Origin of the sequence: Sphaerospermopsis sp. LEGE 00249, assembly GCF_014299995.1 — a bacterium.
Taxonomy (GTDB): Bacteria; Cyanobacteriota; Cyanobacteriia; order Cyanobacteriales; family Nostocaceae; genus Sphaerospermopsis; species Sphaerospermopsis kisseleviana.
Genome location: NZ_JACJUZ010000096.1, coordinates 1 through 14,529 on the forward strand (window position 1 = coordinate 1; position 14,529 = coordinate 14,529).

Annotated in this window: 13 protein-coding genes and 1 tRNA gene; 4 read left to right on the plus strand and 10 right to left on the minus strand. The window is 38.8% G+C overall.

Annotation, left to right across the window (positions count from 1 at the left end; genetic code table 11):
* Positions 1-111 precede the first annotated feature (111 nt).
* From H5968_RS22530 to H5968_RS22570, 9 genes are all read right to left on the minus strand, one after another.
* On the minus strand, positions 112-1,680 hold the full coding sequence (locus H5968_RS22530) for a class I SAM-dependent DNA methyltransferase (protein WP_187041741.1): 1,569 nt from the start codon (positions 1,678-1,680) through the stop codon (positions 112-114).
* Positions 1,681-2,498: 818 nt separating this feature from the next.
* Positions 2,499-3,215, minus strand: coding sequence for a 50S ribosomal protein L1 (gene rplA / locus H5968_RS22535; RefSeq protein ID WP_096566809.1), 717 nt, complete (start codon positions 3,213-3,215; stop codon positions 2,499-2,501).
* Between the two features lie 158 nt (positions 3,216-3,373).
* Positions 3,374-3,799 carry a 50S ribosomal protein L11 gene (rplK, locus tag H5968_RS22540; RefSeq protein ID WP_096566811.1) on the minus strand — a complete coding sequence of 142 codons (426 nt, stop codon included), beginning with the start codon at positions 3,797-3,799 and terminating at the stop codon, positions 3,374-3,376.
* Between the two features lie 6 nt (positions 3,800-3,805).
* The gene (gene nusG, locus H5968_RS22545) at positions 3,806-4,432 is read right to left on the minus strand and encodes a transcription termination/antitermination protein NusG (protein ID WP_187041742.1); all 627 of its coding nucleotides are present in this window, start codon (positions 4,430-4,432) and stop codon (positions 3,806-3,808) included.
* Positions 4,432-4,653 carry a preprotein translocase subunit SecE gene (gene secE / locus H5968_RS22550; protein WP_096566815.1) on the minus strand — a complete coding sequence of 74 codons (222 nt, stop codon included), beginning with the start codon at positions 4,651-4,653 and terminating at the stop codon, positions 4,432-4,434. Before secE ends, nusG begins: the two co-directional genes overlap by 1 nt.
* Positions 4,654-4,851: 198 nt before the next feature.
* A tRNA-Trp gene (locus H5968_RS22555) sits at positions 4,852-4,924 on the minus strand.
* Between the two features lie 152 nt (positions 4,925-5,076).
* Positions 5,077-5,439: a 50S ribosomal protein L19 gene (rplS, locus tag H5968_RS22560; RefSeq protein ID WP_096566817.1), complete on the minus strand. Its 363-nt coding sequence runs from the start codon at positions 5,437-5,439 to the stop codon at positions 5,077-5,079.
* 116 nt (positions 5,440-5,555) lie between these two features.
* Positions 5,556-8,774 (minus strand): efflux RND transporter permease subunit, encoded by a 3,219-nt coding sequence (locus tag H5968_RS22565; protein ID WP_187041743.1) that lies wholly within the window; start codon positions 8,772-8,774, stop codon positions 5,556-5,558.
* Between the two features lie 67 nt (positions 8,775-8,841).
* Positions 8,842-10,230: an efflux RND transporter periplasmic adaptor subunit gene (locus tag H5968_RS22570; protein WP_187041744.1), complete on the minus strand. Its 1,389-nt coding sequence runs from the start codon at positions 10,228-10,230 to the stop codon at positions 8,842-8,844.
* 449 nt (positions 10,231-10,679) lie between these two features.
* Here H5968_RS22570 and H5968_RS22575 point away from each other — a divergent pair, with 449 nt between their 5' ends.
* From H5968_RS22575 to tatA, 3 genes are all read left to right on the plus strand, one after another.
* Complete coding sequence (locus tag H5968_RS22575) at positions 10,680-11,216, plus strand: phycobiliprotein lyase (protein ID WP_137666267.1); 537 nt, start codon at positions 10,680-10,682, stop codon at positions 11,214-11,216.
* Between the two features lie 483 nt (positions 11,217-11,699).
* A complete protein-coding gene (locus H5968_RS22580; protein WP_187041745.1) occupies positions 11,700-12,017 on the plus strand; it encodes an RNA-binding protein in 318 nt (105 codons plus the stop codon).
* 127 nt (positions 12,018-12,144) lie between these two features.
* Complete coding sequence (gene tatA / locus H5968_RS22585; protein ID WP_137668545.1) at positions 12,145-12,312, plus strand: twin-arginine translocase TatA/TatE family subunit; 168 nt, start codon at positions 12,145-12,147, stop codon at positions 12,310-12,312.
* A gap of 98 nt (positions 12,313-12,410) precedes the next feature.
* Here tatA and H5968_RS22590 read toward each other — a convergent pair whose 3' ends face one another.
* Entirely contained in the window at positions 12,411-13,373 is a 963-nt protein-coding gene (locus tag H5968_RS22590) for a hypothetical protein (RefSeq protein WP_187041746.1), read from the minus strand.
* A 401-nt stretch (positions 13,374-13,774) separates the two neighbouring features.
* Here H5968_RS22590 and H5968_RS22595 point away from each other — a divergent pair.
* The coding region (locus H5968_RS22595; RefSeq protein ID WP_187041747.1) for a lipopolysaccharide assembly protein LapB at positions 13,775-14,529 on the plus strand (755 nt) is incomplete at its 3' end.

The window sequence follows — 14,529 nt, forward strand, 5'->3', positions numbered from 1 at the left end:
ACTAACACGAATAACTTTCTTCCTTAACATGATCTCGACCTCAATACTATAATCATAGCATACCACGAGGAGATTTGTGGAGGTTTTACCAGAAATGTTTAGGTATATAGCCTACAGTCCCAACCCCGCTAATTTCTCCATACTTTGTTGAATTTCTAACTCCAACTTAGCTAAATTAGCCAGTATCTCCTGGGGTGGTAAATGGTCTACCTCCTCATGTACCACTTCCTTGTAACGATTAAGACTTAAATCATACCCTTGAGCCGCAATATCCGCCCTTGGGACACAGAAAGTTTGAGCGGTGCGGGGGCGTTCTCGTTCTGTAGTATTACGTACCTGCCACCGTGCTAAAATATCAGGTAAATTATTTTTACTATGTTCCTCCGGGGTTAACTGCACAGCCGGCACAGATCCAAGTTTATCCTCAGTTAACAAAGGTGTTCTTTTATCGTCTAAACTCAATCCATCGGCATTGACATCATAGAACCAAACAAAATCAGTTCCTCCCGAATTGGTTTTAGTAAAGAGTAAAATCGCCGTAGAAACTCCCGCATAGGGCTTAAACACACCACCAGGGAGGGATATGACCCCATCTAGCTTTTGTTCCTCTACCAGTATTTTCCGCAATTCTTTATGTGCTTTAGAAGACCCAAACAGCACCCCATCGGGGACAATTACCGCCGCCCTACCCCCTGGTTTCAGCAATCTTAAAAATAAAGCTAAAAATAATAACTCTGTTTTCTTAGTTTTAACTATTTCTAATAAATCCTTGGCTGTGTTTTCATAGTCTAAAGAACCAGCAAAAGGGGGATTAGCCAATAATAAAGTATAGGTTTCCTCATCATCTGCGTGTTCCTGTGCTAAGGAATCTTTATATCTAACATCAGGATTTTCTACACCATGCAGGAGCATATTCATACTGCCAATTCGCAGCATGGTATTATCAAAATCAAACCCGTGAAACATCTGCTGGTGAAAATGTGCTTTTAGCTTGACATCTGTTAACACCTGGGGGTGATGTTGACGTAAGTATTCATTAGCAGTCACTAAAAAGCCACAGGTTCCACTAGCAGGGTCACAAATTACATCCCCCGGTTTGGGTGCTGTCAGTTCCACCATTAGCCCAATAATATGGCGCGGTGTTCTAAATTGCCCATTTTGTCCGGCTGAGGCAATTTTACTTAACATATATTCATACAGGTCGCCTTTGGTGTCCCTGTCATCCATTGGGATATTAGCGATCAAGTCCACTACTTTAGCAAGTAGCGCGGGGGTGGGAATGGTAAAACGAGCATCTTTCATGTGGTGGGCATAGGTCGAGTCATCACCACCTAAAGTCCGCAGAAACGGGAAGACAAATTCATTCACCACAGCATACATTTCTGGCGGTGCGAAATGCTGAAACCGCGACCAACGCAAATGATCATAGGGGCGTTTTTTTAGCGGTTCTCCCGACTCGGATTTTTCTAATACATAATCTCCCTCTGGGAAAATACGCCGTTCCATTGGCTTTTTGAGTCGGGTAGCTTTGTTTTCTGCTAAGGTATGCAGGTCATCCAGACGACGCAAAAATAACAGGTAGGTAATTTGTTCAATTACTTCTAGGGGGTTGGAAATACCACCAGACCAAAAAGCATCCCAAATTTTATCTACTTGACTTTTAATTTCCCCTGATATCATGTTTTATGTTTATCCAGTAATTAATAAGTACGCAAGCAAAATTAATTGTAATTGCACATAGTTATTGAAGAAAAAATCTCTGTAAACCTTACCTGTTCCTTCTCCTAACCTGAATAATTAATACAAGCAAGATGCTTGTGTTACTGTAACTTCAGGTTTTTTGATTATATAGTTTAGCCGGACATCAGCTTATAAAGTAAGCGATCGCCCAGTTTTTTCTGAATTTAAAATATATTAAAATATATTAAAATATATTAAAATATATTAAAATATATTAAAATATATAAAGGGTAAAGGTTAAAGGTTTTTCTTCACCTTTTCCCTTTACCCCATTAACGGAATAACTTGACACTCCCCACGTCTAAAGCCGGGGGATTCTTGAAGAGTCCATAAACTGACTTTCAATGGTGCTGGCAAAAACACCCTACACGCTCAAAACAACTACCAGGACAAAAGGTATTGCAATTGCGCTTACTTTTTTTGCTTTGGTGAGTCCATCACAATGCCAGTTAGGTACGCTCAACATCCTGCCATTATTTGCCCTTTAACTATTCCAAATCAAGTTGGATATGTCCGTTGCCGGGATTTCTCCGCACTAGGATGTTTCTTCACGTAGATGGTTTTTTTACTCACTTTTTCACTATTATACCACTGTGGCTAAAGCCAGTCAATCGTTTTAATGCGACTAAGGTCGCTATCGACTTATCCCCATGTCTAAAAGTCAGGGGCTTGCGTCTCGTTTCAGGGTCATTGGTATTTAGTCATTGGTCATTGGTTTATATTCACCTATTCCCAATTACCCATTACCAATTACCTAATTATGCAGCGTCAGTTACTTTTAAATCTCTGAGGGCGTTGATATCAACTTTAATTGAAGGACCCATTGTAGCAGAGACGTAGAATGTACGCCAATAACGGCCTTTTGCTCCTGAAGGACGGTTACGGTCAATTGTCTCTTGCAATGCTTTGAGGTTGACTAACAAATCTTCAGGGGTAAATGATGCTTTACCAAACATAACATGAACAATGCCTGTCCGATCAGCACGAAATTCTAATTTACCAGCTTTAAATTCGGCGATCGCACTGGCAACGTCAAATGTTACTGTACCACCTTTGGGTGATGGCATCAAGCCACGAGGACCAAGCAATTTACCCAGTTTTGCTACCTGTGGCATCACATCAGGAGTAGCAATGAGTTTGTCAAAGTCCATCATGCCTTTCTGAATCTCGTCAATCAGTTCTTCTGAACCAGCGATATCCGCACCAGCATTAGTGGCTTCTGTTACTTTTTCGCCTCTGGCGATTACTGCTACACGCACTACCTGACCCGTACCTTTGGGCAGTGCTACCGTTGTCCGCAGTTGTTGGTCTGTATACTTGGGGTCAATCCCTAGCCGGATATGCGCTTCTGCGGCTTCGGGAAATTTTGCTGTTGCTGTTTCTTTTAACAGAGCTAACGCATCTAAGGGCGCGTAATCCCTATCTTCTACTTTTTCTAACAACGCCTGTAAACGGCGTGATATTTTCTTGCCCATTTTTTGCTCCTGGGGTATTCTCGAAGTTTCTCACTTCTCCCCCGATACAATTTTAGATTTTAGATTTTGGATTTTAGATTTTGTTATAGGTCGGCTGCTAGTTATCAGGTTTTATGACTCTTTTTTACTGTCACCTGTCACCTGTCACCTGTCACCTATTAATCTGTGATGGTAACACCCATGTTTTTGGCTGTTCCAGCGACAATATTCATTGCTGCATCAATGTCGTTAGCATTGAGATCAGGCAGTTTAGTTTGGGCGATTTCCCGTAACTGCGCTTTGGTAATACTGCCAACTTTTTTCTTGTTGGGCTGTTCAGAACCGCGTTCAATTTTCGCTGCCTTGCGAATTAAAACTGATGCTGGGGGTGTTTTGAGTACAAATGTAAAACTCCGGTCTTCAAACACGGAAATTTCTACAGGAATCACCATTCCAGCTTGGTCTGCTGTTTTAGCGTTGTACTCTTTGCAGAACATCATGATGTTAACACCATGTTGACCCAGTGCGGGACCAACTGGTGGTGCTGGGTTGGCTTTTCCAGCGTTTAAGGCCAATTTAATGACCGCTACTACTTTCTTCGCCATTTGGATTTAGCTCTGTTTTTGTACCTGATTAAATTCCAATTCTACTGGTGTATCTCGTCCGAAAATCGAGAGTAGAGCTTTTAGTTTACTCCGTTCTGGCGAAACTTCGATCACCTCGCCTTCAAAATCCTTGAACGGACCAGAAAGCACCATTATCTTATCACCTGTAGCCATATCAATTTTGACTACTGGTTCTTGTTCTGTCGTTTGTTTGAATATACGTTCTACTTCTGAATGACTTAAAGGTACTGGCTTGACGTGACCACGGCCACGGCCGCTGCCTCGTTTTTGCTCTGCACCGACAAAGTTAATTACATGGGTTGTGTTTCTTACCACTTGCCATGTATCATCACTCATTACCATCCGAACTAAAACATAACCCGGAAAAACCTTCTCTTCTGATGGCTGACGTTTCCCGTCTTTGCGGATCTTTACCGTTGGTGTATGGGGTATTTCCACTTGGATAATTTTATCAGCTACATCAAAAGTTTGGATACGTTGCTCTAAATTTGTTTTCACGCGCTTTTCACAGCCAGAGGCTACTTGCACTGCATACCAGCGGGCTTCTTTGTGCGCTGTTTCTAGTGCTTCCTCTGTCTGCAAATCCCGTGGTTCGTCTGTTGCAGAAGTCATCAGAATACCTGTTTTGCTGCCCAAGCAAACAATCCATCGACCAAATATATCAAAGACGCGGAAAGTGTCACCATTAATAACACAGCTGCTGATTCACTTACCAACTGCTTCCGACTTGGCCAAACTACTTTGTCCAGTTCTTCTTTTGTTCCTTGGAAGAAGTTGTTTAAGCTAAAACCATTGCCTGCTTCTGGCATTTCTGCTTCGTTTTTTTTGGCCACGGTCGTTATACCCCCCGTTTCTTACATCGTTTCACCTTGTTATTTTGCACCAAGGCTGACAATTATTCACAGCTTCGACCCAATTTACAGTAAACAAATTCAGCTATCAGTAAAAAATAATTAGACCCGAAATAATCAACGCTGGCTGCTACTGTAGCAGATGCGTTTTTGTTTCGGGCTATATTTTTTGCTTTTGAGCGCGCCCTGGAGGACTTGAACCCCCGACATCAGGTTTTGGAGACCTGCGTTCTACCAACTGAACTAAGAGCGCACAAGCTATCTTTGTTTCAGGGATTGCGCTGAACTTTTTTTAGTTTAACACAATTCCTTTTTTAGTGTAACTTAATTTTTTCAGAAAGTCAAGTCAGCGGCAGATGCCGCTTTTGGCTTGAGTTTCCTGGTTTTTTCCCAGGACTAACTGCATCACAGGGCGCGGTCAAACCGTTGTTTAATCCGGGTAGCTTTACCAGATAATTGACGCAAATAGTATAGTTTAGCGCGTCTGACTTTACCACGACGCACTACTTTGATGTTATCAATGCGGGGTGAGTGCAGCAAAAATACTCGCTCAACGCCTACACCTTGAAATACACGACGCACGGTAATTGTTTCGTTAATTCCGCCATTGCGTTTACCTATTACCACTCCCTCGTATGGTTGGACTCGGTATTTATCGCCTTCTTTAATTTTCACTCCTACCCGCACTGTATCACCTACATAAATTTCGGGTAGATCGGATTTTAGGTGTTCCGCTTCAATAGAGCGGATTACTTCTTGCACGTTCATATTCTAGTTATTTTTTGAAAAAAACCCACGATCATCAATCATAAATCTATAACTGCCTGATAGTCCAGATATTTGGTGTAATTTCCCAGGCAGAAGTTCTGGGATGTAGGAGAGTGTTAAGCTTTCTTGAAATTTTTTTTCCAGATCCGCAACTTGATAAATACTGGTTTTGCCCAACTGCCACCAATTAAATCATGCAATAGAGTGTAAAAACAAGGAATAATAAACAAGGTCAGCAGTGTTGCTAAAGACAAGCCGGAAAAGACTACTACACCTAATGGTTGCAGAAATTCTGAACCTTCCCCAACTCCTAAAGCTAGGGGAAACATCCCTAAAACTGTGGTAATTGTTGTCATTAAAATCGGACGTAAACGTTGAGGTGCAGCTTTTAAAATTGCGGTGCGACGATCAACTTGTTCGCGTTCCCGAATTTGATTTGCTAATTCTACCATGATAATGGCGTTATTTACCACAATACCTACTAATAAAACTGCACCCACAATTACTGTTGCACCAATGGCAGTTTCGGTGATGTAAAGTCCAAAAATCCCCCCAGCTAAAGCAAGAGGAATAGTAAACAGAATTACTAAAGGATCAACAAGAGAATTATATTGTACAGCCATCACTACAAAAACTAAAAATATTGCTAACCCTCCTAGAAGTTGCAACGAGTTTTGTAATTGTTGATTTGATTCTGCTGCTGCACTGGGTAAAGGACTTACACCTTCAGGGAAATTGGCATTTTTAATTACTGCATCTACTTGCTCTAATGCTTGACCCAGACTTGCTCCTTCTGCTAAATTACCTGCAATTAAAAAGACTTGACGCTGGTTAATTCTTTGAATTTCTCCGGGTGCTTTTCCTTCAACAATTGTCGCTACATCACTCAATCTAATTTGTTGATTACCTTCTACAAATAAGGGTAATCTTTCTAGCTGAGAAGTTGTTTTGACTGCTTCTTCATTTAACTCTACTCGCACATCTATCAAGCGGTTATTGCGTTGTAATTGGGTGGGTACAGTACCTGTAATTGCGGTTTTAATTGTTTCGCCAATATCTTGAGTATTTAAACCCACATTGGCCACTCGTTCCCAGTCAGGTACAATCTGAATTTCAGGTTGACGTGGATCTGCATCTGGACGGAATCTGACTGAAGTAATTTTCTCGTCTAAAGTTGCTAATAGTTCTCGTCCTGCTTTTTCTAAAGTATTGGTATCATTTCCCTGCAAAATTATATCAACATCAGCACCACGAATAGGAGAGTTATTAAGAAATAAACCCCGCACTCTTCCAGGTGCTAAACGCAGTCGAATATCTACTAAATTCAGTTTGCTAAGTTCTTTGGTGACACGCTCAATATAAGTCTCTATATCTGAGTTTGGTTTGAGGGTAATGGTACTAGAACTTCGCAAAGGATTAGGATTACTATTACCACCAAACAGAAAACCACCAACTGTAGAAAAGACATATTCTGTTTCTGGTTGCTGACGCAAAATGTCATCTACAACTTGCATAACTTTTTGGTTAGTTTCTAATGGTGTACCGGGGGGAAATTGAGCAAATAAACTAGCTTGTCCGGTGTTTATTTGAGGAAGAATTTCTTGGGGAATTTGGGGAGACATCCACACACTACCAGCACCAAAGAAAATGATAGCGATCGCAATTGTTAATAACCGCCAACGCAATATTCCAGATAGGAAACTGCTATATAATTTTGTTGCTCCATCAAAACGACGATTAAATTCTTGGAAAAACCAAAAATTATTTAAAGAACTAGAAAAGGGTAAAGCTAATAATCGTGATGTCAACATGGGAACAACAGTAACAGCAATTAAAATTGAAGCTGCTACTGCAAAACTAATCGTGAGAATTAATTCATTAAATAGTAATGATATAAAACCCCCTATCAGCAAAAATGGTAAGACTGCAACTAAGTTTGTACTGGTAGAAGCAAGTAAAGCTGATTCAACTTCTCGACTACTTTTTTCTGCTTGTTGAATAATTGCTGATGTTGATAATTTCGATGTGTGATTTTGGAACTTAGTTTGATTAATTCCTGCGGCAATATTTTCTAACATGACGATGGAATTATCAACTACAATTCCCACTCCTAATGCTAAACCACCTAAGCTAAAAATATTCAGGGATAAGCCGAACATTCCCATCATAATAATAGCTGCTAATGTGGCTAAAGGTATAGATAGAACAATAATGAATGTTTGCCGTAAAGAACCAAGAAACAGTAATACAGCGATCGCTGCTAAACCTGAACCAATTAAACCAGAAGAAGTCACATTAGCTAAGGAATTACGAATAAATATTGACTCATCTAAAGTTCCTGTGAGAGTTGCTTCCGCAGGAATAACACCCGCTTCTTTCAGTTCTTGTAATCTTTTTTTAACTCCATCAACAACGTTGACAGTATTAGCATCTGCTTGTTTTTGAATGCTGACTTTTACTGCTTCTTGACCATTGAGTAAAACGTACAATCTTTGTTTTTCTGATCCGTCAATAACTTGGGCAAAGTCACGCAAATAAACACGATTTTTGATATTTGAATTAGGTGCAGATACTTCAAAGGAAATATTATTAATTTCTTCTGCATTTTTGAAGCGTCCCACTGTCCGGGTTAACGGTTCAGAATTGGCTCCTAAAATTCTTCCCCCAGATATATCTTGATTACGATTTTGCAGTTCGTTTAACACATCAGTCAAACCGACACCAATAGCTTGGAGACGATCTAAATCTATATTTACTCTAACTTCTTCTTGCACTCCTCCTGATACATCTACAACTGCAACTCCTGGTACTACACCTAATTCACGGGCTAATTCTTCTTCGGCAAAAACGCGCAAATCAACATTTTTCAGTGTAGGTGAAGTGAGCGCAAATTCATAAACAGGTAGTTGGGAAGGGTCGAATTTAAAGATTCGTGGTTCTTCTATGCTGTCTGGTAATCTATTTCTCGCTCGGTTAAAAGTAGCGGTAGCATCATTTAGTGCTTGATCAATATTTCCCCCTGGTTGAAAATATAAATTTAAACTGACTTGACCTTCACGAGTCTGGGAAAAAACTTGAATTACTCCTTCTGTGGCTGAAAAAGCTTCTTCTAGTGGTTTTGTAATTTCATCAACTGCTACTTCTGGAGAAATTCCCGGTGCTTCTATTATCACACCAATACGAGGATAGGTAATAGATGGCAGTAAATCTACAGGTAAACGAATAATGAAAAATAAACCAATGACAATTACTGCTAAGGTCAGCATCAATGTACCAATATGCTGACGGATAGAAATGGCGCTGATACTAAAGCCTTTGTTGTTTGTGATTTGCATCTTTATAGCAGGTGATAGGTGACAGGTGACAGGTGAAAGGTGACAGAGTTGAAACTGCTAAAAAAATTTACAAGTTCTTTCTTTGCGGTTTGTTTAAATCTTTTTCTGACAAAATTGATAATTTGACAACTTCACCATCTTTTAATGGCTTACTACTGCGAACAATATAACTTTCTCCTGGTTGTAACCCTGAAAGAATTTCGACGTTACCATCAACTTTTTTACCCAATGTTACCGATTTTTCTTTTACCTTGGTTTTACCGTCAGTTTCTTGAACAACAAAAATTGTGCCGTTGTTCATTTCTGCTGATGTTTCTTTGTCTTTGCTATTAATTGCTGTTTGTGATACTACTACTCGCTGTGGTGTCTGGGTTGTAAAATTCATTCTTGTTAGTAGTCCGCTACCTATTTTCCCGCCACTGTTGGGAATGACTACTTCTATGGGTACTAAACGGGCTGTAGGATCAGCAGATGGAGAAATACGCGCTACTCTACCAATGATGTTTTGATCGGGGAAGGCATCTAAACGCACTTGTACAGATTGCCCTACTTGAATTTTTGCTAGTTCTAATTCAGAAACTTGAACTACTACTTTAATTCGACTTAAATCAGCAATTTTTAAGACTTCGCTTCCTGGTTGTAGGAGATTACCGGGTTCTGTGACTTTTTCTGTAACTACGCCGGTGATGGGGGAGATTAAACGGGAGTAGGAACGGCGTTCTTTGGCGGCTTTGACTACTGCTTGTTGGGCAAATACTCTACCTTGGGCGGCTGCTACGGCTTGTTTTTCTGTACGGACTCTTTCAATAGTGGCTTGTAGGGCTTTTTGGGTTGTTTGGGCTTTGGTGCGAGCTTGTTGGGCTGCTTGTTCGGAAATTGCTCCTTCTTTGAATAATTGTTGCTGTCTTTGGGAGTCTGATTGGGCTTGGATGAGTTCTAACTTTGCTTTTTCTACTTCCGTTTGAGCGTTACTTACTTGGGTCATTGCCCTGGCTACTTCTGATTGGCTGGTTGCTAGTTCTGCTTCTGCTTGCTGTAATGCTGTGATCAATAGAACATCATCTAACTGGCCGATGATTTGCCCTTGTTTGACTGTATCACCAACATCCATATTTAAGGATATCAGTCTTCCTTCTACTTGCGATCGCACTGATACTGTCCGATATGGGGTGGTGTTACCAATATAGTCCGCTGGGGGACGCAGTTCTTGTGTGCGGGCGATCGCTATATCTACAGATGTTTCTCTATTTGCTCTTTCTCCACCACCAGTCCGCTGCGATTGGGCTTCTGCTGATTCTTTTGGTAATGAACCACAACTGGTTGTTAGTAATCCCAGTAACAGCAGACAGAATATGAATAAATTATGCTTATTCATTAGCTTATTGATCACTGGGCTGACAACTATAGGAGTTGATGTTTTCACCTGTTTTTGTGACTTATTTGGGTCCAAAACCATGAATTTTTCTCCACTTGGGCAGTATTTGCACTCTTACAGCCATTTATTAGCCAATACTTTGGAATAGGTATGAATAATCAAAAATAGCAATCAAAATTCAGCTATTTATTTATGTATTCCAAATAACTTTTTTTCCTCAATAAAACTGACAGAATTTTCACCATATCCTATGGATATTGATGTATAGAATTGCTGACAATCATAGAAATTATAAAGTTAGTATAAAGATTTTGCCACCAATAAGTAATAGGAAATTAGTCATGATTTATTCCTGGGAGTTTTTCATTACCCAGCCATTTATGAAAAATGTGCCAAACGAACTGGTATTTTTCAGGTTTTTGTGTATATATTAAGAATATTAAACAAAGCTTGCTTTTATATCCCAGATAGAATATCGCAGGTGCAACCACCAAAGCAACACATTGACTTTTAGGTGAGGAAAGTAACAAGTGACATTACTGCTGAAAATTGCCCTAACTGCTGATGAACAGCAAATTGCTGAGTTTTTCCAAGCTTCTGTAGGTGAATGGCGCTCTGAAAGACGCTATTACACTTTACCCCAAGGAGAAACCAAGGAAATGGTAAGTATTATTACCATTCATTTTTTGCAACAAGGGGATGATGAATTGCAAAAGCTGGCTCAGTTACATGATTTGCAGGATTTAGAAAGCTTAACTTGTGGTGCAAAAGTTACTTGGGAAAGTACAGATTTACACAACGCTAAAAAAGAAGCTAGTGGTGTGACTGTGTTTGGTGCTTGGGGAAATATTTTGTATCGCGATCGCGGTTTTGCCACTACTAAACCAGTCACAGCACAATATTATTTCCCCAGTCTGAAAACTCTGTGTTTGCGAACTGAGTACAATAATTCTGTATTTGAGGAAGAAATTAAACTCATCGGTGATAAATATCGCACCCGACAAAGTATTGTTTCCCGTGCTGGTGAGCAGTTGATGATTGGGCAATACTTGGAAAAGCGAGTTTAAACTAATTGATTTGTTGTAGGCTTGATGATGTCGGGAGCATCCCAAATGTGTAAGTTTATTTTTATCTAACAACAGACAATTATCCCAGGGTCTGATATGATTGAACCGCAAAGGACGCAAAGGACACAAAGGCAAGAGAGTGTAAGAGAGTTTTCGCAGTGGCCACGTTTATTTTTTCTTTCATTGGGATGCTCCCGGTGATGTCAAGGATTGTAGTCAGGATTTTCTTGATAACCATCAGTTATCAGCTTGAATGACTAGCCTCTACCCAAACTTAAACGGCTGACAAAGGTTTTGATAAAATTTATGAAATTTTTGTAAAGTCTTACTCCAAAAACTTGATTTATGTGTAATAATAGTGGAGAGAGTTAATTCGGCGATTAGCGTTTTGTTGTTAGTATTGACAGGCTTTTTACTTGTGGTATTTACAGACTGCTCTCCGAAATCTAAATCTCTACAAACTCGTGATTTTGGAGACATAATATGTCAGTTTACGTAGGCAATCTTTCTTATGAAGTTACACAGGAAGCTTTGACATCTGTATTTGCAGAATATGGTACTGTAAAGCGTGTACAAATCCCCACTGACCGGGAAACAGGCCGTTTACGTGGCTTTGCTTTCGTAGAAATGGGTTCAGATGCGGAAGAAACAGCAGCTATTGAAGCACTTGATGGTGCTGAGTGGATGGGTCGTGGCTTAAAAGTAAATAAAGCTAGACCTAAAGAAGACCGCGGTGGTGGTTACGGTGGTGGTGGTCGTGGTGGTTACGGTGGTGGCGGCGGTGGTCGCAATCGCTACTAAGTCTACCCTAAATTCTTAATTCGTTTTAAATAAAATTAACCCATTCCGACTCCGGGGTGGGTTGTTTTTTGGTTTTTCGGTTTTTAACTAACATACTAAACCTGAAGTGACTCAAGAGGAAAATTCTATGTTTGGATTAGGATGGCCGGAAGTAGTAATTATTGCCATAGTTGCAATTTTGATTTTTGGACCCAAGAAAATTCCTGAGTTGGGGGGAGTATTGGGAAAGAGTTTGAGAAATTTCCAAGAGGGAATTAAAAAGACTGATGAAGATGATAATTCAGAACAATCATAATTGTCTGAATCAGGATTTCCAGGATTTTAGGATTTACAGGATGAGGATTTTGATAAATCCCTGATTTCCTCATAATAGAAGTAATCAGGGATATTATATCATTGATTTTGCTGCAATTCTGCATCAATTAACTTTTGAAATTCCTCCAAAGAATTAACACTAATACTTGCTAACAGGAGATTTTCTAGAATAGTCATATCCTCAATTTTCTTGAGAGAATCGCTCATCAATTCGGGAACATTATTAAATCTATTGGACAGAATTTTGATAATATTGTTTTGGCAGTTTTTTCTAGCACCTTTGGCTTCACCTCGTTCTTCTGCCATTTCTTCAATAGGACTGATAAAAGGCATATTTAACTCCTTTTCATGTTGTTCTAATTTCTGGTTGAATGTAGTTTGTAATGGTGGTGGTAAAGTCATCATTTTATCAATGAACTTAACTAAATTGATAATATCAAATCTAGTTAAACCCTTTTGATATAATGGTCTGACTATGTTCCATTTCCATTGTTCTCGTTGCGTGAAGTCTTTAGTCGTGGCTTTGGTTTTCAGATGTGCCATGACTATTATAGCAAACAAATTGTTACTGGTGGTTAGTTCTTCCCATTGATAGTCTAATAGTTTCACAATACTAAATTGCATTTTTACGAAACTATCATCTATGCCATATTCATAATTATTTGGTCGCCATTTTGCGTCTTCATCCCCTAAAATTGCTAAACTAATAACTGGTTTATGAAATAAGTCAAAGGAACGATAGTTATAGATGTACATTCTTTGGGTAAATTCTTTGTCATATTGACTTTGTACCTCTATGTGGATCAAAATCCAGATGATTTCATTGTTTAATAACCACACTTGAAACAATTTATCCGCATAGCGTTTTTTAGTTTGACTAGATGCGGTAATTTGTTCTAGTTCTTTATCTAAGGAGATGGGGGTTTGACTCCAATCAATTTTTTCGTGGAGGTTGGGGTAAAAGAATTGGATAAATGATTCAAAATATTGGGTGATTGCTTCTTTCCATGTTTGATCATAGTTGGCGGTTGTTTCTGTCATTCTTGCCCCTGTTAATGTTATTGTCTGAATCAGAATGTCTGGTTACTGAGCGACTTGTACTGAGCGCAGTCGAAGTAAGTCGAAGTACAGGATTTAAGGATTTTCAGGATGTGATTTTTTGTCTGAATCAGGATGTCCAGGATTTAAGGATTTTCAGGATGTGATTGTTAAATAGTAAATTACACTAGATTCTAGTCGGTTTTAACCGACTTTAGCTTTAAGACAGGGAATTTATTACCTAGCTCATGGATTGCATAAGTATGTCAGAATCAGGATTTACAGGATGTGATTGTCAAATATTCCCTCAGTAAATTATACTAGATTATAGTCGGTTTTAACCGACTTTGGCTTTGAGACAGGGAATTTATTCCCTGGATTCCTTTACATTTAAAAAATCAACTATGATTAATAATCATGATATCCAATCTTTAATTAACAAAGCTGACGATTTACTGAAGAATCGAGACAGTAAACAAGCTATTGCCATTATTCAACAAGTTTTAGAAGTTGAACCAGATAATATTGAGGCTTTGAAAATTTATGCTGAATCTCTAGTAAAACTAAATAAAGTAGAAGAAGCATTAACCATTTTTGAAAAAGCTCTACAAATTGAACCAAATCATGTTAGTATTCTGAGAAATTATGGAAGTGCTTTATTTCAGGTTGCTAATTATGATAAAGCATTAAATATTCTTGACAAGGCTTTACAAATTGAACCAAATAATTTAAAGGTATTAAGTACATATAGTAAAGTTTTATTGAAATTAAAATGTTACGAAAAAGCTTTTGTACTTTTTGAGCAATCTTTACAACTTGAAACTAATAACATAATAACTTTAAATAGCTATGGTAAAGCCTTAGCTGAGTCGGGAAATTATGAAAAAGCTTGTGATATTTTTGAGAGGTCTTTAAATATTAATCCTGATAATATAATAGCATTAACTAGCTATGGTAAAGCCTTAGCTGAGTCGGGAAATTATGAAAAAGCTTGTGATATTTTTGAGAGGTCTTTAAAAATTAATCCTGATGATATAATAGCATTAACTAGCTATGGTAAAGCCTTAGCTGAGTCGGGAAATTATGAAAAAGCTTGTGATATTTTTGAGAGGTCTTTAAATATTAATCCTGATAATATAATAGCATTAACTAGCTATGG

What these genes read in the sequence shown, in the direction of transcription:
- H5968_RS22530 (WP_187041741.1), bottom strand. Translation starts at nt 1,680, where the DNA reads ATGATATCAGGGGAAATTAAAAGTCAAGTAGATAAAATTTGGGATGCT.
- rplA (WP_096566809.1), bottom strand. Translation starts at nt 3,215, where the DNA reads ATGGGCAAGAAAATATCACGCCGTTTACAGGCGTTGTTAGAAAAAGTA.
- rplK (WP_096566811.1), bottom strand. Translation starts at nt 3,799, where the DNA reads ATGGCGAAGAAAGTAGTAGCGGTCATTAAATTGGCCTTAAACGCTGGA.
- nusG (WP_187041742.1), bottom strand. Translation starts at nt 4,432, where the DNA reads ATGACTTCTGCAACAGACGAACCACGGGATTTGCAGACAGAGGAAGCA.
- rplS (WP_096566817.1), bottom strand. Translation starts at nt 5,439, where the DNA reads ATGAACGTGCAAGAAGTAATCCGCTCTATTGAAGCGGAACACCTAAAA.
- H5968_RS22565 (WP_187041743.1), bottom strand. Translation starts at nt 8,774, where the DNA reads ATGCAAATCACAAACAACAAAGGCTTTAGTATCAGCGCCATTTCTATC.
- H5968_RS22570 (WP_187041744.1), bottom strand. Translation starts at nt 10,230, where the DNA reads ATGGTTTTGGACCCAAATAAGTCACAAAAACAGGTGAAAACATCAACT.
- H5968_RS22580 (WP_187041745.1), top strand. Translation starts at nt 11,700, where the DNA reads ATGTCAGTTTACGTAGGCAATCTTTCTTATGAAGTTACACAGGAAGCT.
- tatA (WP_137668545.1), top strand. Translation starts at nt 12,145, where the DNA reads ATGTTTGGATTAGGATGGCCGGAAGTAGTAATTATTGCCATAGTTGCA.
- H5968_RS22590 (WP_187041746.1), bottom strand. Translation starts at nt 13,373, where the DNA reads ATGACAGAAACAACCGCCAACTATGATCAAACATGGAAAGAAGCAATC.